The following is an 18,885-nucleotide window of genomic DNA, read 5'->3' as shown; positions in this document are numbered from 1 at the left end:
TCGACCGAGGAGCCTACCTGGCCAGCTCCTCGACCACGAGCTGTTGATTGGTGTAGATGTCGATCCCCCCCGCGATCCGCATGGACTCCTCGACCACGCGGCGCGCATTCAAGGTCGAATGCATGAGCAGCCCCCTGGCAGCCGCCAGCGCGTAGGGTCCGCCGGAGCCGATCGCCAGAATCCCGTCCTCCGGCTCGATCACATCGCCGGTGCCCGAGATGACGAAGGAGTTTTCGATGTCCGCCACGGCCAGCAGGGCTTCCAGGCGGCGGAGGACTCGGTCGGTCCGCCAGTCCTTGGCGAGTTCGACCGCCGCACGCGTCAGATTGCCCCGGTATTCTTCCAGCTTGGCGTCGAACTTTTCAAACAGGGTAAACGCGTCGGCGGTGGCGCCCGCAAAGCCGGCGAGAACCCGGTCCTGATAGAGGCGTCGCAGCTTCCTGGCGTTCTGTTTCATCACGGTGGTGCCGAGCGTGACCTGGCCGTCGGACCCCATGGCAACGCGCCCGTCACGACGGACACAGAGAATGGTGGTGGAGCGGATCGTCATCGTCTGGTGGTCGCCGGGCGGGCAGGGGGCGTCTTGCCTGCGCGCGGATGCGCGCGATCGTAGACCGCCATGAGGTGGTCCGTTGCCACATGCGTGTAACGTTGTGTCGTCGCCAACGACGCGTGCCCCAGCAATTCCTGAATAGCACGAAGATCGGCCCCTTCGTCAAGCAAGTGCGTGGCGAACGAATGCCGTAGCGCATGGGGACTCACGCGCCCGCCCGGCAGCGCAGCGGAATAGCGCGCGACGATCCGCTCGACGCTGCGAACGGTCAACCGCCCTCCGCGACGATTCCGAAAGACCGGGCCGGTTCGATCCGTGGTGGCCGAGCCGCCGTGACGCAGCTCGCCCGCTTCATACTGGGCGATGGCGTCGATCGCCACCTGGCCGATCGGCACGATCCGTTCCTTGCGCCCTTTGCCGGAGAGCCGGACCAGACCATTCACCAGATCCAGATCTTCCCGATTTAATCGCACCAGCTCGCTGACCCGCGCACCGGTTGAGTAGAGGGTTTCGAGGATAGCCCGATCGCGCCGCGCAAGCGCCGTATCTCCCTCGGGCATCTCCATCAGCACGCCCGCATCATCCTTGGTCAACACCCGCGGCAGCGGTTTGGCCTGCTTCGGCATGCGGACCTGCTCGGCCGGATTTCCCGACAGACGTCCGTCCCTGTTCAGGAATCGGAAGAAACTCCGCAAGGTGGCCAGCTTGCGCGCCAGGGAGGATTTCTTCTCCCCCCTGCCGTCCAGCCAGGCGAGATAATCCCGGATTGATTGTGTCGTGAGGCTTGTCAGAGACGGATCGCCCTGACTCCCCTGCTGGTGTTGGAGGAATTTCGCGACCTGTCGGAGATCGGACTCGTAACTACGGATCGTGTCCCGCGAGGCCCCGCGCTGAACGTCCAAGAAGGTCACGAAAGCCCGGATTGCGTCTTCCATGCCTCCAGGTCCTTGACGGCCCGTTCTCCGATCAGCCGGCGTTTCTGCTCCTTGTCCCGGATGCGGGTGGGAAGCGGGGGGAAGAGCCCGTAGTTGGTGTTGATCGGTTGGAAATGATTCGGCTCGCAGGTGGTGATGTAGTGCAGCAAGCAGCCGTGCGCGGTGGTCGGCGGCGGCGTCACCGGCGGCAACCCGGACAGGAGGCGGACGGCATTGATCCCGGCCAGGCCGCCCATCGCCGCCGATTCGGTATAGCCCTCGACCCCTACGATTTGGCCGGCGAAAAAGATCTGCTCCCGCGTCTTCATCTGCAAGGTGTTGTGCAGGAGCCGGGGGGAATTGATGAAGGTGTTGCGATGCAGGCTTCCGTACCGCAGGAACTCGGCCTGCTCCAACCCTGGGATCATGCGAAAGACGCGGCGTTGCTCCGGATAGGTCAACTTGGTCTGAAACCCGACCAGGTTGTAGCTCGTGCGATGGATGTTCTCCGCCCGCAATTGCACGACGGCATGGGGCCGCCGGCCCGTGCGCGGATCTTCCAACCCGACCGGCTTGAGGGGACCGAAGAGCATCGTTTGCGGACCCCGCTCGGCCATGACCTCGATAGGGATACAGCCTTCGAAGTACGGGATCTTTTCAAAGTCCTTGGGCTGGACCTTCTCGGCAGCCAGCAACGCCTGATAGAACGCGTGATAGGTCGCCTCGTCAAAGGGGCAATTCAGATAGTCGTCGCCCCCCTTATCGTATCGCGACGCCCGGAAGACCACTTCCATGTTGATGGAGTCCGCATCGACGATCGGGGAAATCGCGTCAAAAAAGTACAAATGCTTGTGGTGCGTCAGCCGGCTGATTGCCTGAGACAACCGATCCGAGGTGAGGGGGCCGGTCGCCACGATGCAGACGGCGTCATCCGGGATGTCCGTGACCTCCTCTCTCAGGATCCTGACGTTGGGATGGCCTTCCAATTCCCGCGTGATCTGCTGGGCAAACTGTTCGCGGTCCACGGCAAGGGCGGAACCAGCCGGCACCCGCGCCTGCTCGGCCGCCCGGATGATCAAGGACCCCAGTCGCCGCATTTCCTCCTTCAAGATGCCCGGCGCGCTCAGGATTTCCGAGGAGCCCAGCGAATTGGAGCAGACCAGCTCGGCGAGCAGCCCGGTCTTGTGAGCCTTGGTCGGCTCTTTCGGCCGCATCTCATAGAGGGTGACCTTGACTCCCCGGTTAGCCGCCTGCCAGGCGGCTTCGGAGCCGGCAAGCCCCCCGCCGATAATGAGAAGATCGTCTCGCATGGAAGTGGAAGGTATGAGAAGCGCGTATGTGGGTTTCGCATTCTACGAATGGGATTTCATTGCTGTCAAGGCACGGTCCGTCGTCATTGGAACAGCTCACGCGCAGGGGTCATCGACTTCAACGGAATGCGCTGATCAGAGCCAGCCACAGGACGTCTCCAATGACCGTGACCGACGCCTCTCACATTGACTGACCCTGGGCCCCATGCTAGAGTCGGCCCTTGGTTGGGCGATTAGCTCAGTGGGAGAGCGCTTCCTTCACACGGAAGAGGCCACTGGTTCGATACCAGTATCGCCCACCATCCCTTCTCCACTTCCCCTCCCCTTCTGATCAATCTGGCCGAAACATGCTGTATTCCGGCTACTTCCTAGACAGGTCGGGGTTGGTGAGCTAGACTTTCTCCTGTGCGCCGGGGTCCATCTCCCGGCCTGGACCATGACCGACCATTGCTAACGAGGTGACCCATGTGTAATCAGGCAAGGTTCTTGGCCGGTGCCATCTTTTCATTGGGGCTGGTGGTTTCCGGCTGCTCAAGCGTGCCATACGATGGAACGTCGGGCATGACGGATTCCAACGTTCGGACCAGCATCTATTCCACCCTCGACAGCACGGCCTTGGTCTATACGAATCCTGCCGCCGGAGCGCCTGCGGACGATAACCCGTGGCGATGGGCAGGTTTTGTGATGCATCCGATTGGAGTGGGGCTCGACTATGTGGTGAATCGGCCGCTGTATTCGATCAGCTCAACGTTCCCGCGAGCGACCGGTTATACCAACGAAGATGCCATGCTGGATGCGTACCGACAGCGCTGATTGCTCCTGACCTGCTTCTTGTTGCGTTTCCGTCTTCACACGCCCACCCTTTTCTCTGCATAATGGGTGATCCCGGCAGGAGCACCTCCCGCCGGGATGGCTATGTTCAGTTCCCTCGATCATTCCTCTGCCGGCCGGCGTTCGGCTTGGAAAGCCGCATGGCTCGCCACCAGGCTCGACCGGTACGCCATAGTCGCCAGCCTCTGTTGGCTGACGGCCTGTGCGGCGCCCGATCCTCGCCCACAGCTTCCTCCATCCGCAAGCGATTTGGTGCTCATGAAATCGGCTCACCTCTGCGACACGCACGCCGCGTTTATGCAATCCCATGCGACCGGACATCAAGAGATTCCCTGGGGAGCCGGTCGCGAGTTCCGCATCAATGAAACCCAGAGCGAGTCCGGCAGCGAGGAGGCGTGGTTTTTCGATCAGGACGGCACCCTGGTCGGAGCCCTCTTTGTCTATCCGGCCGGGCTCGACTTGAAGCCCTATCCGGTCCTCCGCGAGACGTTGTCGCAGCTCCGACCGGTGCTGAACTTTTATCTGTCCGTTCCGAAGTTGCCGAGCAAGGCCCGGATGGATACCAGTTCGCTCTACCAGACGGGCGACGAGAAGACGACCGCTCAGTATCTCGTCACCGGTACGCGCGACCAGCCCATCTTGTTGACGGCTTCATTCACCATCGACCCCTACGTGTCGTTGTTCTCTCCCTATCGCAGGGAATTCTTGGATCGGGTCCGCGGCGCGGAGAGCAAAAAAACCGGACAAGGGTCGGTCGATCAGGAACCCTTCGCGTCCTTGCAGCAGTTCGCGCGCGGCGAGGCGGCCCAACTTGCCTATTGCGGAACGCGCCATGCCGACGTGGCGGCCGATGCCTATCAGAAGGCGATCAACAGCGGATTCTCCAACAAGGTGCGGCTCGCGGAAGCCTATCACAAGCTGGGCTTGGCTCTGGAGGCGCAGGGCGCCTCCGAGAAGGCCAAGGCGGCGATGCAGCAGTCGTTGGCGATCAGACCCAACGTGCCCGAGGTGCTGAATAATCTCGGCACGATCTATCGGCAACTGGGGGACCGGGACCAGGCGATCGCCTCATTCGAGAGAGCCGTCACGCTCCGGCCCAACTACCCGCTGGCTCGCTTCAATCTGGCTGAATCCTATGAACCGACCAACCGAAAGCTGGCCATTTCCGAGTATGAAACCTACTTAGCGCTGGTCGAAGGGAATCCGGATGAGGCTGAGCGCGCGGCCCGCGTGAAAGAGCGGGTCAAGAATCTACAGCGGTAATCTCAGAGTCGGCAGGTCGCGGTCCCAACGTCCTGAGCGTCGAGGAGAGAAGACTACCGTCGTCCGTTTTCCTGCTCTTCCTGGCGTGTCTTGCACTCGATGCAGAGCGTGGTCACCGGACGGGCCTTGAGACGGGGGAATGGGATCTCTTCTCCGCATACTTCGCAGATGCCATAGGTTCCGGCAGCGATCCGACTGAGCGCTTCGTCGATTTTCTTGATCAGCTTGCGCTCCCGTTCCCGAATGCGCATGGCAAAATGCTGATCGGCTTCGGCGGTCGCTTGATCGCTCACGTCGGGAAAGGCCGGGGTTTTGGACTGCTGGACGAACCCGACACCGGCCTCCTCCAGCAACTCGGCCCGCTGCCGTTCCAACTCGTGACGGATCTCTTGCAGTTGCGCGTCCCGGGTCGATGTTGATGAAGAATTCGCCGCTTGGGACCCGCGAGAGGACCGGTCTTGGAGCGCCGGCTGGCGGGACAAGGATGCCCGGCGGGAGGGCGCGGATTTGGTTCGTTCGGAGTCCCGCCTCAACATGGCGTTATCATAGCAACGTGCAGGTTCTGAGATCAATGCACCGGATGAGGTTGGTCGCGCGCTAGAGGTCTCGGCGACCTTCCAAGGATTTGATCAACGTCACTTCATCCGCATACTCGATATCCATGCCAACAGGGATGCCGTAGGCGATCCTCGACGTCCGAATTCCCAGGGGTTTGATCAGTTTGGTCAGATACAGAGCCGTGGCCTCCCCCTCAATCGTGGGGTTGGTGGCGATAATGACCTCCTGGACGCCCCCTCTCTGCAGCCGGTCCATCAGTTCCTGCGCCTTGATATCAGACGGTCCTACGCCGTCCAAGGGCGAGAGCGCGCCCAGCAGAACATGGTAGAGGCCGTGGTAACTGCGGGTCCGTTCGATTGCATAGAGGGTGCTGGGTTCTTCCACGACGACGATGCGCGTTCGGTCTCGCTTGGGATCCAAACAGAGGTCGCACAGGTCGCCCTCGGCGATGTTGCGGCAATCGTTGCAGAAGCTGAGTCCATCCTTGACGGCCTTGATAGCGTCCGCCAGTCGAAGCGCGTCGTCCCGTTCGGCCTTGAGCAGATGAAATGCCAGCCGCTGCGCCGTCTTTTGGCCGATTCCCGGCAACCGCACCAATTCCTGAATCAGCCCACCCAACAAGCCCCGCCGATCTCCCGTGAGCACCGCCGCCATGGCCGTCCCTCTTGAGTTTAGAGCAGGCCGGGGATATTCAATCCGCCGGTGAGCGATTTGAGTTCGTTGGCCATCATCTCTCGGGCGTTGCGAAGGGCCTCGTTCGTGGCGGCAACCGTCAAGTCCTGGAGCATCTCGACGTCGCCGGACTTGACGACCTCGGGATCGATCTTCACGGACACCACCTGCATGCCGCCGGTAACCGTGACCGTGACGATCCCGCCGCCGGCCGTCCCGGTGACTTGTTTGGACGCCGCTTCCTCCTGGATCTTCGTCATTTGCTCTTGCATCGCCTGCGCCTGCTTCATCAAGCTGGCCATGTTGCCAAACGGGTTCTTGCTCATACCTGGGCCTCCTTCTCGGCACCGAGTCGTCTCACTTCGACCACGTCCGCCCCGAACAGGGCAAGGGCCTCCTTCACGAGCGGATGCGCGCGCGTGCGCTCGAAGAGGAGCGTGGTTTCTTCCCGTCGGCGCGCCGCCCGCGCCTCGGCCATCGTGGGGCCCGCAGGAGTGGCGTCCGCCAGCTCGGCGATGCGGACTGTGACCGGCCGGCCGGCGAGTGCTTCGGCAACCGACCGCATGATGCGAAGATTGTCCTCTTTCTCCATCATGGCCCGAGCCACCGTCTCCGTTTTGGCATAGCCGAGCACGATTTCGCCATGTTCCATTTCCACCAACCGGCCTCGCTCCAGGAACGACGCAATACTTGGATGGGTGGCAGCCATGCACTCGACGAAGTGTTCCCACTCCAATGCGAGGGGCGGCAGTTGTTGGCTCTCAGGCAGAGCCTCCTGCGGGGGTCCAATAGACCTTTGCTCCTGCTGACTTCTCTCCCCCTTGGGAGACAGCGCAGATGCGTCCGCAACCGAGGGTTCATCCCCCTTCGTTGTTCCCCTCCGACCTTCCAGACCTTCGGGCGAGACCGATCTGGCATCCGGTGACTTCAGTGGCCTCGCAAGCCCTGAGCGGCTCCTGTCGTTTCCCCGGCCAGAGGTCGGATCGGTTGGGCGCGGTTTCGCCTGGTTCAGACTGTTTGCGGCTGGACCGGTCGGAGTTTTTGTCCGGACAGGAGCCGGAGATGAAGACGGAGCGACCTTGCCAGGTGGAGGCATCGCCACCCGAGCTTGCATCGAACTGTCGGCAATGGGTGCGGTCGCCTCCGCCATTGTGGTCGCCCGGATCGCGGCGGCTTCCAAGGCAAAGCGAGGGTGGATGCTCAGACGCAGGCCGTCTTCGGCCTGTGAAAACACCTGAAACACCTGCTGCAGACGCTCGCTGGAAAATCGTGACGCTTCCTCCAACAACAGCGTCAACTCCTCGTCCGCCGCCTCCACCAGTCCCCGAAGCTCCTGCACGGATGGCACGACCGACGCCACCAGCAGATTGCGCAGGTATTCCACCACATCCGCGCAAAAGGCCCGAAGATCCTGCCCCTGTTCCAGCAGCGCGGCAATGACCTCTACAGCGGCTAAACTGTCGCGCCGTTCAAGCGCCTGGATGAACGAACGCACCAACTCTACCGGAACCGCGCCCAGCAACTGCTCCAGGTCGTCATGGTTGACCGTCTTGCCGCAGAGCGCGATGGCTTGATCAAACAGGCTGAGCGCGTCCCGCATGCTGCCTTCGCTCGCCCGCGCAACCAGCGTCAAACTCCTCGGTTCGATGGACACGTCGTCCTGCGCCGCCACGAGCGCCAGGCGCTCGACGATCTCCGCGCGCGGAATCCGCCGAAAACTATAGTGTTGGCACCGAGAGAGGATCGTGGCCGGAATCTTGTGCAGCTCCGTCGTCGCAAAGATAAAGACGACATGGGCCGGAGGCTCCTCCAGGGTCTTCAGGAGCGCGTTGAAGGCGGAGTTGGACAGCATGTGCACTTCGTCGATGATGTAGACTCGATAGGCCCCTCGAAACGGCGTGAACTTCACGTTCTCGCGGATCTCGCGCACGTCATCGACGCTGGTATTGGACGCTCCGTCGATCTCCACCACATCCACCGCGGTGCCTTGAGCGATTTCGGTGCAGTTCACGCAACGATTACAGGGGGTTCCCGTCGGCCCCTGCTCGCAGTTCAGCGCTTTGGCCAGGATTCGCGCGATCGTCGTTTTGCCGACGCCGCGCGTGCCCGAGAACAGAAAGGCGTGGGCGATTCGTTTGGAGGAGACGGCGTTGACGAGGGCTTGAACGACATGGGGTTGGCCGATCACGTCCGAGAACGTGCCCGGCCGATATTTTCGTGCGGAGACCTGATAGTCCATGGTCGCTAGGCTCCAGTGCTCAGTGCTGAGTTCTGAGAGGGAAGAGATGACTCCCCACTTTCACTCGGTACTCAACACTGTGTACTCAGCACTTGCCGACGGCGGAGAGTGGGGCCAGGTGATCCTGCGGCACACAGACTTGCCCGCTTACCGTTGCTTCCTTCCGGACCTGGCGGGGTTCACAGGATTCTGTTGCACAGGGCCCAGCCCCTATACCAAATTCGATGATGAATTCTGAACGAGGAATGTTGAATGGGCGAACAGAGCTGGACCACCGAATAACATCACAGCATTACAGCATTCCCAATTCATCATTCCAAATTCCTCATTTCTGCTTGGTATGGCGGAGAGGGTGGGATTCGAACCCACGGAACCGTTGCCAGTTCACGTGCTCTCCAGGCACGCCGATTCGTCCACTCTCGCACCTCTCCGCGCGCCAAGGGCATGAAAGGCGGCATCTTAACACGCGCCTCCGAGACCGGCAAGGCGCCGCCCATGGGCCGCCTGCAACATACCGCCGCCACAGGACGGTCGCGGGACTAAGGACCTGTTGCCCGATTTGTGGACGAATCCAGCCTGATGAGTCGTTCCCCCGGTGGAGGTGGATTACAGGAAGCCCGATGCATCATCCCCCCTGCGAGTTTCTTCTCCACCATTCGAAGGGATCACTGTAATCACGACACGCATGCTGTTCCTACAAGCTGAAAATGGGGCGGAGTCTTCGGTTGACACACCTGTGCGGGCGGGGGTAGAAGGAAGCTAGCCTATTGCGAAAAACGCTGACTTAGAGCTGCGAGAGTGGCGGAACTGGCAGACGCGCGAGACTTAGGATCTCGTGGGCAACCGTGAGGGTTCAAGTCCCTCCTCTCGCACCACGATGAGACCGCTGACAGCCGTCAAATCAGCCACCTGAACAACCTCATCGAGCGCAAGGTATTATGAAGGTTGAAATGACCGAACTCGGCCCGGTGAAACGGGCCATCCGGATCGAAGTCCCTGAAGAAGAAGTGAAGGAACGGTTCCGGCGTGCCTATGCGGAACTCAATCGCCAGGTGCAGGTCCCGGGCTTTCGGCCGGGAAAAGCGCCGGTTTCGCTGCTGGAGCGGCGCTATGCGAAAACGGTCGAAGAAGACGTCATCCGAACGCTCGTCCCGGAATACTACGACCGGGCCGTCCGCCAAACGGGCATCCATCCGGTCGTGGTGGAGATTCCGCCGATCGACCGGGTGAAAATCAAGAAGGATGCCTCCTTCGCCTTTACCGCGACGGTGGAAATTCGGCCGAAGATCGAGCTTCGGGATTACCGGCCGCCCAACCCGATCTCGTTGAAGCCCGACAAACGAACCGTCACGGACGAGCAAATCGCGAAGGCGCTGGAGGTGCTTCGCGAGCAGCAGGCTCAGTTGCAGCCCGCCCCTCCCGGTGTCTCTCTGAAGGAAGGGGATTTTGCCGTGGTGGATATCGAGGGGTTTCTGGACCAACAGCCCCTTGACGGCACCAAAAAGCAGGGGCATTTGCATCGAATCGGATCAAAGATCCCGGTCCTGGGCCTTGAGATCGATCAGCACCTGAACGGACAGGTTGAAGGAGCCCATATCGAAATTCCCCAAAGCTATCCGGCCACCCATCCGGACCAGAGAGTCGCAGGCAAAACGGTGGCGTTTCGCATCACGATCGTGTCGGCGAAGCACAAGACCCTGCCAACGCTGGACGATGAGTTCGCCAAGGACTGCGGCCCGTACAACAGCCTCGACGAACTCAAGGACAAACTGCGGGACCAAATGGAGAAGGCGCTGAAACGGGACATCGAAGACGGGTACAAGGAGCAAATCATGAAACGGCTCCTGGACACCCATCACTTTGATCTGCCCCAGGCGCTCGTAGATCGCGAAGTCACGGCCATCGTGCGGTCGCAACTCCACGCTCGCCATCAGAAACGTGGGATAACAGACGAGCTGGACGAGCAGGCTCTGCGCCCCGAGGAATTGAAGAAACTCCAGGAAGAAGCGCTTCCCGAGGCGACCCGACGGGTGAAACTGGGTCTCATCCTGGATGCCGTGGCGGAAAAGGAAGGCCTCACGGTCGAGGAAGCCGATCTCCAAGCCGAGATCGCGCGGATGGCTGCGGAACTCAAGATCGACACCCTGGAGCTGCAACGGATCATCCAGGCCGGCGGGAACGATTCGCGTGACGAATTGCGGAGCCGTATTCTCGCCGACAAGGCCCTGGACTTTGTTTACCGACATGCGGTGATTCAAGGATAATCCCACGACCAGTTGGGCGCGGCCGGGACAGGTTCAGCCGGGCTCCCGCGGCCCGGAACGGAAGAAAGGAACGGAGTGCATGCTGGTACCGATTGTGATCGAGCAGACCAACCGAGGGGAGCGAGCCTATGACATTTACTCTCGGCTGTTGAAAGACCGGATCATCTTCTTGGGAGCGCCGATCGACGATGTCTTCGCCAATTTGATCATCGCGCAGTTGTTGTTTCTGGAGGCCGAGGACCCGGAAAAAGACATCAATCTCTACGTCAATTCGCCCGGCGGCAGCGTGACGGCCGGGCTGGGCATTTACGACACCATGCAGTATGTGAAGCCGCCCATCAATACCATTTGCCTGGGACAGGCGGCCAGCATGGGGGCGCTGCTCCTGGCCGCCGGAACCAAAGGAAAGCGTTTCGCGCTCCCCAACGCCCGGGTGATGATCCACCAGCCGATGGGCGGATTTCAGGGGCAAGCCACGGAGATCGATATCCATGCGCGGGAGATTCTCAAGATCCGCGAGCGCCTCAACGAAATCCTCGCGAAACATACAGGGCAACCGCTGGAGAAGATCGCCCAAGACACCGAGCGCGACTACTTCATGTCCGGCGAGGAAGCGAAACGGTACGGGCTCATCGACGAAGTCATCACCCGGCCTCCGAAAATGCTGAAAGAGACCGGCGGGCTCACGGCGAGCAAGTAGCACGGAGCAGAGGTCACTCGTTACACCAGGAGGCCGCATGGCGAAGCAGGACAAGATGGACCGCCACTTACGTTGTTCCTTTTGCGGAAAAAGCCGGGATGAGGTGCGCAAGCTGATCGCCGGGCCGACCGTCTACATCTGCGACGAGTGCGTCAACCTTTGCAACGACATCATCGCGGAGGACTGGGAGGAAGCGAAGGAAGAGATTTCCTCGAAACTCCGGAAGCCTTCCGAAATCAAGCACCACCTCGACCAATATGTGATCGGCCAGGAGCGGGCAAAGAAAATCCTCTCCGTGGCCGTCCACAACCACTACAAGCGCATTTCCAGCAAAGACGTGGACGAGGTCGAACTGCAGAAGGGGAATATCCTGATGATCGGGCCCACGGGGACGGGCAAGACCCTGCTCGCCCAAACCCTGGCCCGCTATTTGGACGTGCCGTTTACGCTCGCGGACGCCACGACGCTGACGGAAGCCGGCTACGTCGGGGAGGATGTGGAAAACATCATCCTCAAGCTCTTGCAAGCGGCCGACTACGACGTGGAACGGGCGGAGCGGGGCATCGTCTATATCGATGAAATCGACAAGATCAGTCGGAAGAGCGACAGCCCCTCCATCACGCGCGACGTGTCCGGCGAGGGCGTGCAGCAGGCGCTCCTCAAGCTGATCGAGGGAACGGTCGCCAATGTCCCGCCGCAAGGCGGACGGAAGCACCCGCACCAGGAATTTATCCAGGTCAATACGGGCAACATCCTCTTCATCTGCGGAGGCGCCTTCGTCGGGCTCGAAAATATCATCGAGCAGCGCCTCAACCGCAAACAGATGGGGTTCGGCGCGGACATTCGGAGCCGGAAGGACGTGCGCCTCGGAGATGTCCTGGCCAGGGTGCAACCGGAGGACCTGTTGAAGTACGGGCTGATCCCGGAGTTCATCGGACGCCTGCCGGTTGTCGCCACCCTTGAAGAACTCGACGAGCGGGCGCTGATTCGCATCCTCACCGAACCCCGCAACGCTCTCACCAAACAGTATGAGAAGCTGCTCTCTTTCGAGAAGGTCAAGCTCAAGTTTACCGAGGGCGCGCTCAATGCCGTCGCCAAGAAGGCTTACGCCCAGAAGACCGGCGCGCGCGGGCTGCGCGCCATCTTGGAAGAGGTCATGTTGGACGTGATGTACGACGTGCCGTCCCAGAAACAGATCAAGGAAATCATCGTGACCGAGGAGGTGGTCGAAGGCAAGAACGTCCCGATCCGGATCTTCGAGCACGACAAGGACATCAAGAGCGCCTAATCTTATCGTCAAGCACCATACGCTTTACTCTCTTCGGCCGGTCCAAGCACCCACTGGTCCTCGGACCGGCCTTCAGTTTCTGCTCTACGGCTTTGCCCGAGCCGGCGCCTCTGTAAAAAGTCAGGGGCTGGCAGCCCCCCTCCCATAGAGACCCGGGCCGGCGGCCGCGTCTCATCGACAAACCTGCCCGATCCAAACTCACGTTTTCGTTCGACAAATCAAGACCCTGCGCTATACTTCCCCTTGGGACGATGACCACGGCACGAGACAGCCTCAAACATTCGGTTCCGGCCAACCGCCGCCACAGCGGAAAAACTCTGGAAATGGACCCCGAACACGAGGTCCTGATTCTCCGGGGCGCAAGCGGCGAATTGATCGGCAGTATTTCGTGGGATTCCATTATCGAACAGGTCCTCGCCTACCATGAATCACGCCCGCCCCAGGAGGCTAGGCGTGAACCCCGCGTGTCCCTGGCCTTGCGGGTGCGCTATCGGACCCCGGAAGGCCAGACTTTTGAGAGCCGGGCCGGAGGAATCGGCGGAGGCGGAATCTTTATCGAGAGCGAGGAGCCGCTCGCGATCGGGACGAACCTGTTTATCGAATTTGCCTTCCCGGAGCGCCCGACCGACTGGCTGTCGGCCCGAGGCATCGTCGCCTGGGTATGCCCCAAGGCCGATCAATACACCTTTTCCCCGGGGATGGGGATTAAGTTCAACGAAATCGCCCCTGACGTCCGCAACCGGATCATCGACTTGGTTCGCTCGCTGAGAACGGCGGGGTTCTAGCCGCCGTCCGTGCGTGACTGAAGACTGGGCCACCCCTCCATGAGATTTCCGATTCTCTCGACGCAATACCATCAGGGCAAAACCCTTGAGATCGACTGTGATCGAGAAACGGTCGCCCTCTACGACCACGGCGGCCATCACATCGGGACCCTCACCTGGGCCTGGGTGATCGATCGAATCCTTTCAGCCCAGGACGGCGACGAATACGCCCACGCCCGAGCCTATCCACGGGCTCCACTGGCCATCAAGGTGCACTGTGTGACCTCGGAAGGAAAGGAATTCGAGAGCCTGACGGGAGGGATCGGGGGCGGAGGCCTGTTCATCGAGAGCGGGAGCCCGCTTCAGCCCGGCAGCGAACTCACCGTGGAGTTTACGCTACCGGATCATCCGAGCGAAAAAATCGCCGCACAGGGTCGCGTCGTCTGGAGGCGGACCAAAACGGAGCGGCTGCTGCTCTTCCCTGGAATGGGCATTCAGTTCACCGACATCGCCCCGGAAGCCCGGGAGAGGATCGTGCACCTCGTCGAGTCCCTCAACCGGAGCCGGATACCGAACTGACCGCTTCCACGGCCGCAGCCGCCCAACGCCGCACCTGAGCATCTTTATCGCTCATTGCCGCCTGTCGCAAGGGCCAGACCAGATCCGCGGTTCCAATCTTCCCCAGTCGAAAGGCCGCCTCAGCCCTCACCGAATCTGCCGGATCGTGCGCCAGCCGGTCCAGAAGCGGAGGGATCGCCCGAGCATCTCCCAACTCCCCCAATGCCGCGACAACGGCTTGCCTCACTTCTGCGTCCTGATCGGCGGAGGCCCGTATGAGAGTGGGAAGCGCGTCGCTCCCAACCTGACCGATCAAGGCACGGGCCGCAGCCTTGCGCATCTCGGATTCCTGCGATTGAAACGCCTCAAGAAGCCACCGAGCTATTCCAGGATCTTGATCCAGTTCGTTCAAGGCCTGCGCCGCCGCCAGTCGCACCGGCTGAACCGGGTCGCCGAGCCGGGCAACGAGGGACACCGCCTGCTCTTGCGGCAGAGCATCGGGGCGATTCAGATTCCCCAACGCCCAAGCGCTCCATTGTCGTACCCGGCTATCGTTGTCCTGTAGCCGCTCACGCAGGGTTGAAGCTGATTCCTCCGCTCCGATTCGGCCGAGCGCCAGCACTGCCGTGAGCCGGACCTCGGGGTCGCGATCTCCCGCCAATCGGATCAACCTGGTCACGGCTCCTTGCGGATCGGGATCGGAGGATTGGTTATGACAGGCCGGTAAGAAGCTTGTAAGAATCAGGAACCCGAAGACGCTTCGTAGAGGCCGAATGGGAGGTACGAGCTTGAGCACAGGATTGACGGGCAGGCGGTGGTCAGGCTGGTTTCGGCGGGGTTTCCTCGTGGATCGAGGGCATCTGTTTGGCCACCTCGACCGAGTCCTGGATTTCTTTCTGAGCGGCATCGACCTCTGTTTGAAACACCCTGACCTGCGGCTCGATGGCTCCCCGTATTTCGGCCGTCGTCTCCCGGACCAGGCGAAACGCTTCGCCCAACCCCTGTCCAAAATCCTGCATGTCCTGCGGGCTCAGTCCGCCTCCCTGGGAAGATCCGGAGCCGGCTGCTGATTTGGCGCGCATGGCAGCCTGCTGGGCTTGCACCCGAGCCACCGCTTCTTTGTTGACGATCGCCGAGGGACGCTTGGCCGCCGGCTTCGCCTGAGCAGTGGGCGGAATCGGCGGATAGGAAGCCCGCATCGCCGGCGCCGGTTGCGCGAGCCGTTCCTCCATCGTCGGCGGCTGATGCAAGGGGGGCGGTGGCGCAACGGGCTGATGAATGGGTTGGGAAATGGTCAGGGTGGCCGGCTTCGGTGGCGCCTGGTAGGCCTGCGGCGCCGCGGCCGCCATCATGGCCGCTGTTGTTCCCGGGGTCAGCTCAGGACCCGGCGTATAGGGAGCGGTCGGCTGCGGCGGAGGCGTCGTCGGGGTCGAACCCGATGTGGCATTAGCCGCCGTAGCTTCCATCGAAGGTGCCTCGACCGTCTGCGCAGCCGGCTCGGCCTGCGGCAACGGCTCCTGAACTTCTTTCTTGAACCCCTTTAAGGCTTTCCCGATGCCCTCTCCAATTTGCGGCAACCGGCCGGCCCCGAAGATGATCAGGATGATGACGAGGATGATGATGAGCTCGGAAAACCCCATCGTACCGAACATCGGGTCACCTATAAAGATGATGTCATCGTGAAGGTCCGAACGGCAAACCGGACCTCGCCGTGGCCTGCGAAGACTCAGTCCACTCTATCCGGGGCCTGTCAAGAGTGTCAAGGCAAGAGCGCCCGGTCCGACCGCCCCACCGCCCTCAAGCCGACCCTGTTAGAGGCCTAAAATCGGGATGAGCTCAGTCTGGAGTGGAAGACCGAACACCAGGGCGTCCCGGTCGTCGAGATAGACATCCAGCTCGCTTCGGATGCCAAAGTCGCCTGGGAGATAAATGCCGGGTTCAATCGAAAAACAGGTGTGGGGCAGGAGCCGCCGAAGATCCCGCGTCTCCAGGTTATCGATGTTCGCCCCGTTGCCATGAACCTCTTCACCGATCGAATGGCCGGTGCGATGGACAAACCGCTCGCCATAGCCGGCCTTCTCGATCACCAGGCGACAGACCTCGTCCACCTCCCATCCGCAGGGACAATCGCCTGATTGAATGCGTTTGCGAACAAACTCAAACGCCGCATCACGAGCGCGCCGGACGATCTGAAAGACCTCCTGCTGGCGCGCCGGCACCGACGGCCCGACAAAGCCGGTCCACGTGATGTCGGCATAGACGGCGCCGGCTGCCGGCTGCTTGGCCCACAGATCGATCAGGAGCAGGTCGCCCCGCGAGATCGGCGCGGAGGATTCGGCGGCCGGTCCGTAGTGAGGATCGGCGCTATGGGCATTGACCGCCACAATCGGAGGACTGGACGTCGCCACGCCATGCGCCTGAAACCGTCCCAGCATGAACTGCTGCAAACGGTACTCGGTCAGCGAGCGTCCGGCGGTGATTGCCTCGGCCACCTCCCGGAACGTTTCATCGACCACGCGCCGCAGCACCTCCGCCGCCGCGCGATGCGAGGCCAACTGCTCCGTCGTCCAGACCGCCTCGAACTGCTGGACCAAATCGGCCGACGTCACCGGTTCGACTCCGAAGCTGCGGATCAGCTCGACGGTGCCGGCATCGACCCGGGAGACATAGGGAATGGCGTTCATCGGCGAGTACTGCATGGCGACCCGAGCCCCATGCGGAAGCATGATGCGCAACCGATCCTGTTGCTCCTGCCACGACACGTAGGTCAGCGTCTCGCCCGGCAACGCATCGAGGACATGCGGCTCGATGCGATGGCTCAATTTCACCGGTCGTCCGTGCGCCGGCACCCAGTAGTACCATCGCCTCGTGACGTGTTGGGTGGGATCCAGGAGCAGAATCCGATAGGCAATCGGGTCGGAGTGCCGGAAATCATAGAACAACCAGCCGTCCACACCCTCCACGCCTGCCGATCCAGCCAATCTCGAAGCACGCCGGAGGGCCGCCTGAATGTCGTCTATCCGTTGCTGTCTGTCCTGCCTGGCCATGCCGGCATCTTAGCCTCGTGATCGGACGCCGTCAAAGAGGACGCTCAGGCCGGAGAAAGCATGACCGGTGCGTGATCCGTGATGGTAGAATACGGCGTCATGTCCTTGCTGACGCCTCCGACGGCTCCCCAATACCGCGTGACTCTGTTTTACGGTCCCGAGATCGCTTCGGGAGATACCGCGCGGCTTCATTGCGTCTTCAACGTGAAGAAACGGAGTTGGAAGGCCGGCATCCAGGTGTTGGTCGAAATGCCCGCCGGTCTCGCGGCCGCCCTTAAAGATCGACTGCGCTTCGACTCGTGGCTGGAGAGAATTCTGGCTCCGATGGACGATGACGCGCGCCGCGAGTACCGGCATCGGGCCGAGGACTTGCTGGTGATCCACGCCTGCACGTGCAAGCTGAACGCGGCACTCGACGACGGGCTCCCTCAGGAGAATACGACGCTGGGCATCGGCCCGCTCGACGACCACCTTCCCGAGGTCTTTTCCGAACTGAGCGAATCGATCAAACAGCAGGTCCTCGCCGAATTGGATCTCGCCGCTCGGTAGTCTCTGCCAAGGCTCATCGTTCCGGTCGTCCAACCGGGATTTAAATGTTTGCTTTCGAGGGCAGATTTGCTATATGTGGCCTTGACTGCGTGTTCGCCTTGCGAAATGCGGCGACGAGCTTGATCACTCGCAACCAGGAGGGAACGTCGTGAAGGTGTTGCCGTTCGGCTGGTGTGGAGCCGTTGGGTCTCGTGGCTCGGTGTTTCAATCCATCGCTCTCGTCCTGATGATTCTCGCCGTTTCTCATCTTGTCTTCGTTCCACTTGCCTCGGCTCAGTCGAAAGAGGAAGGCGGAGCGGAATCGACCGGCTCGCAAGCCGGCATGGGCGTCGCCTCCTTCTTCGTCAACCTCCTGTACATGCCGACCAAGGTCGTCTATGCGATCCTCGGCGGCATCGTGGGCGGGTTCGCCTACGGGTTGAGCGGAGGCGACGACAAGGTGGCCAAGAAGGTCTGGGATACCAGCCTCCGCGGCACCTATGTGATCACGCCCGACCATTTGCGGGGAGACAAGCCCGTGCGCTTCCTCGGCGTTCCCCAGGAGGAAGAGGAAGCCGAAGCGGCTCCGACCCGCTGACGAACTCCATCAACCTGGATGAAGCCGGTCATCGGCGTTACACCTGATTTCAACCCCGGGAACCGGGAGGATATGGGAGGCAAGGAGCCCACCTATTTCCTACGGGCCCGATACGTTCGCGCGATTGAAGAGTTGGGAGGGCTCCCGGTGATCCTCCCGCTGGCCGCCGCCGAGACCGACCGGAAGCGCCTGCTCTCGGACCTCGACGGACTGTTGTTGACCGGTAGCGGCCCTGATCTCTCTCCCCGTCTCTACGGCGAGCGACAGCGTTACCCATTCACCGTGATGAGCGAGCGCCGTTCATCCTTCGAATCGACCCTCGCCCGGCTGGCCCGCCGGACCAGATTACCGACCTTGGGCATTTGCGGGGGGATGCAGGCCATGAACGTCGCGCTCGGTGGAAGCCTGGTGCAGGATATCCCCGCCCAACTCCATTCGCCGCTGGACCATCGCCAGGCTCCTCCGGCGACGGAATTGTCCCATACCGTCTCGATCGCCGGCGGAAGCCTATTGCATCGCATCCTGCGACAGCGGGAGATTCGGGTCAACAGCTCGCACCATCAATCCGTCAAGCGCGTCGCGCCAGGACTCACCGCCAGCGCAACGGCGCCGGACGGCGTGATTGAAGCGATCGAGTCGCCGCGACACCCCTTCTTCCTCGGGATTCAGTGGCACCCGGAGTTTCTGTACGACCGGTTCGAATATCACCAGCGTTTGTTCCGCGCCTTCTTGGCGGCGGCCAGAGCACGCGGCTGACCGCACGATCGGAGCCTTCTCACCGCACGAGACTGCTATACT

20 protein-coding genes, 3 tRNA genes and 1 other RNA gene are annotated in these 18,885 nt (G+C 61.5%); 12 read left to right on the top strand and 12 right to left on the bottom strand.

Going from position 1 to position 18,885, the window contains the following annotated elements:
• Positions 1-13: 13 nt before the first annotated feature.
• From hslV to trmFO, 3 genes are read right to left on the bottom strand one after another with little or no spacing between them, the layout of a single operon-like run.
• A complete protein-coding gene (gene hslV / locus QWI75_RS02110; RefSeq protein WP_289267031.1) occupies positions 14-550 on the bottom strand; it encodes an ATP-dependent protease subunit HslV in 537 nt (178 codons plus the stop codon).
• Positions 547-1,488 (bottom strand): tyrosine recombinase XerC, encoded by a 942-nt coding sequence (gene xerC, locus QWI75_RS02105; RefSeq protein WP_289267030.1) that lies wholly within the window; start codon positions 1,486-1,488, stop codon positions 547-549. Before xerC ends, hslV begins: the two co-directional genes overlap by 4 nt.
• Positions 1,461-2,777, bottom strand: a complete 1,317-nt coding sequence (gene trmFO, locus QWI75_RS02100) for a methylenetetrahydrofolate--tRNA-(uracil(54)-C(5))-methyltransferase (FADH(2)-oxidizing) TrmFO (protein ID WP_289267029.1) — start codon at positions 2,775-2,777, stop codon at positions 1,461-1,463. The genes xerC and trmFO overlap by 28 nt, the downstream gene beginning before the upstream one ends.
• Before the next feature lie 227 nt (positions 2,778-3,004).
• On the opposite strand from trmFO, the gene QWI75_RS02095 reads away from it, so the two are divergent.
• From QWI75_RS02095 to QWI75_RS02085, 3 genes are all read left to right on the top strand, one after another.
• A tRNA-Val gene (locus tag QWI75_RS02095) sits at positions 3,005-3,079 on the top strand.
• Positions 3,080-3,338: 259 nt separating this feature from the next.
• The gene (locus QWI75_RS02090; RefSeq protein WP_289267028.1) at positions 3,339-3,590 is read left to right on the top strand and encodes a hypothetical protein; all 252 of its coding nucleotides are present in this window, start codon (positions 3,339-3,341) and stop codon (positions 3,588-3,590) included.
• A gap of 96 nt (positions 3,591-3,686) precedes the next feature.
• The gene (locus tag QWI75_RS02085) at positions 3,687-4,871 is read left to right on the top strand and encodes a tetratricopeptide repeat protein (protein ID WP_289267027.1); all 1,185 of its coding nucleotides are present in this window, start codon (positions 3,687-3,689) and stop codon (positions 4,869-4,871) included.
• Between the two features lie 53 nt (positions 4,872-4,924).
• On the opposite strand, the gene dksA is transcribed toward QWI75_RS02085, so the two are convergent.
• The 6 genes from dksA to QWI75_RS02055 all read right to left on the bottom strand — a co-directional run bounded on the left by dksA (position 4,925) and on the right by QWI75_RS02055 (position 8,771).
• A complete protein-coding gene (gene dksA / locus QWI75_RS02080) occupies positions 4,925-5,407 on the bottom strand; it encodes an RNA polymerase-binding protein DksA (protein WP_289267026.1) in 483 nt (160 codons plus the stop codon).
• Positions 5,408-5,468: 61 nt separating this feature from the next.
• Positions 5,469-6,083: a recombination mediator RecR gene (gene recR / locus QWI75_RS02075; protein ID WP_289267025.1), complete on the bottom strand. Its 615-nt coding sequence runs from the start codon at positions 6,081-6,083 to the stop codon at positions 5,469-5,471.
• A 17-nt stretch (positions 6,084-6,100) separates the two neighbouring features.
• A complete protein-coding gene (locus QWI75_RS02070) occupies positions 6,101-6,427 on the bottom strand; it encodes a YbaB/EbfC family nucleoid-associated protein (protein ID WP_289267024.1) in 327 nt (108 codons plus the stop codon).
• Complete coding sequence (dnaX, locus tag QWI75_RS02065) at positions 6,424-8,340, bottom strand: DNA polymerase III subunit gamma/tau (RefSeq protein WP_289267023.1); 1,917 nt, start codon at positions 8,338-8,340, stop codon at positions 6,424-6,426. The genes QWI75_RS02070 and dnaX overlap by 4 nt, the downstream gene beginning before the upstream one ends.
• Positions 8,341-8,449: 109 nt before the next feature.
• An RNA gene (gene ffs / locus QWI75_RS02060) (signal recognition particle sRNA small type) lies at positions 8,450-8,549 on the bottom strand.
• Positions 8,550-8,681: 132 nt separating this feature from the next.
• A tRNA-Ser gene (locus tag QWI75_RS02055) sits at positions 8,682-8,771 on the bottom strand.
• Between the two features lie 361 nt (positions 8,772-9,132).
• Between QWI75_RS02055 and QWI75_RS02050 the strand changes: the two genes are divergently transcribed.
• The 6 genes from QWI75_RS02050 to QWI75_RS02025 all read left to right on the top strand — a co-directional run bounded on the left by QWI75_RS02050 (position 9,133) and on the right by QWI75_RS02025 (position 13,935).
• Positions 9,133-9,215: transfer RNA gene (locus QWI75_RS02050), tRNA-Leu, on the top strand.
• A 63-nt stretch (positions 9,216-9,278) separates the two neighbouring features.
• Positions 9,279-10,604: a trigger factor gene (gene tig, locus QWI75_RS02045; protein WP_289267022.1), complete on the top strand. Its 1,326-nt coding sequence runs from the start codon at positions 9,279-9,281 to the stop codon at positions 10,602-10,604.
• A gap of 79 nt (positions 10,605-10,683) precedes the next feature.
• On the top strand, positions 10,684-11,304 hold the full coding sequence (gene clpP, locus QWI75_RS02040; RefSeq protein WP_289267021.1) for an ATP-dependent Clp endopeptidase proteolytic subunit ClpP: 621 nt from the start codon (positions 10,684-10,686) through the stop codon (positions 11,302-11,304).
• Positions 11,305-11,341: 37 nt separating this feature from the next.
• A complete protein-coding gene (clpX, locus tag QWI75_RS02035) occupies positions 11,342-12,592 on the top strand; it encodes an ATP-dependent Clp protease ATP-binding subunit ClpX (RefSeq protein ID WP_289267020.1) in 1,251 nt (416 codons plus the stop codon).
• Between the two features lie 251 nt (positions 12,593-12,843).
• Positions 12,844-13,377, top strand: coding sequence for a PilZ domain-containing protein (locus QWI75_RS02030; RefSeq protein WP_289267019.1), 534 nt, complete (start codon positions 12,844-12,846; stop codon positions 13,375-13,377).
• Between the two features lie 39 nt (positions 13,378-13,416).
• Positions 13,417-13,935 carry a PilZ domain-containing protein gene (locus QWI75_RS02025; protein WP_289267018.1) on the top strand — a complete coding sequence of 173 codons (519 nt, stop codon included), beginning with the start codon at positions 13,417-13,419 and terminating at the stop codon, positions 13,933-13,935.
• On the opposite strand, the gene QWI75_RS02020 is transcribed toward QWI75_RS02025, so the two are convergent.
• The 3 genes from QWI75_RS02020 to QWI75_RS02010 all read right to left on the bottom strand — a co-directional run bounded on the left by QWI75_RS02020 (position 13,910) and on the right by QWI75_RS02010 (position 16,961).
• On the bottom strand, positions 13,910-14,593 hold the full coding sequence (locus tag QWI75_RS02020; protein ID WP_289267017.1) for a HEAT repeat domain-containing protein: 684 nt from the start codon (positions 14,591-14,593) through the stop codon (positions 13,910-13,912). The two genes, QWI75_RS02025 and QWI75_RS02020, sit on opposite strands and share 26 nt — an antisense overlap.
• Positions 14,594-14,732: 139 nt before the next feature.
• Complete coding sequence (gene tatA, locus QWI75_RS02015; RefSeq protein WP_289267016.1) at positions 14,733-15,566, bottom strand: twin-arginine translocase TatA/TatE family subunit; 834 nt, start codon at positions 15,564-15,566, stop codon at positions 14,733-14,735.
• A gap of 159 nt (positions 15,567-15,725) precedes the next feature.
• Positions 15,726-16,961, bottom strand: coding sequence for a M24 family metallopeptidase (locus QWI75_RS02010; RefSeq protein WP_289267015.1), 1,236 nt, complete (start codon positions 16,959-16,961; stop codon positions 15,726-15,728).
• Positions 16,962-17,039: 78 nt separating this feature from the next.
• Here QWI75_RS02010 and QWI75_RS02005 point away from each other — a divergent pair, with 78 nt between their 5' ends.
• The 3 genes from QWI75_RS02005 (at position 17,040) to QWI75_RS01995 (ending at position 18,843) form a co-directional block, all read left to right on the top strand.
• Positions 17,040-17,510: a hypothetical protein gene (locus QWI75_RS02005; protein ID WP_289267014.1), complete on the top strand. Its 471-nt coding sequence runs from the start codon at positions 17,040-17,042 to the stop codon at positions 17,508-17,510.
• A gap of 148 nt (positions 17,511-17,658) precedes the next feature.
• Positions 17,659-18,087 carry a hypothetical protein gene (locus QWI75_RS02000; RefSeq protein WP_289267013.1) on the top strand — a complete coding sequence of 143 codons (429 nt, stop codon included), beginning with the start codon at positions 17,659-17,661 and terminating at the stop codon, positions 18,085-18,087.
• Between the two features lie 18 nt (positions 18,088-18,105).
• Positions 18,106-18,843: a gamma-glutamyl-gamma-aminobutyrate hydrolase family protein gene (locus QWI75_RS01995; protein WP_289267012.1), complete on the top strand. Its 738-nt coding sequence runs from the start codon at positions 18,106-18,108 to the stop codon at positions 18,841-18,843.
• The last annotated feature ends 42 nt before the right edge of the window (positions 18,844-18,885 follow it).

This window comes from Nitrospira tepida (assembly GCF_947241125.1).
GTDB lineage: Bacteria > Nitrospirota > Nitrospiria > Nitrospirales > Nitrospiraceae > Nitrospira_G > Nitrospira_G tepida.
Note: the sequence above shows the minus strand (reverse complement) of the source record. Positions and strands in the feature narration are given on the sequence as shown.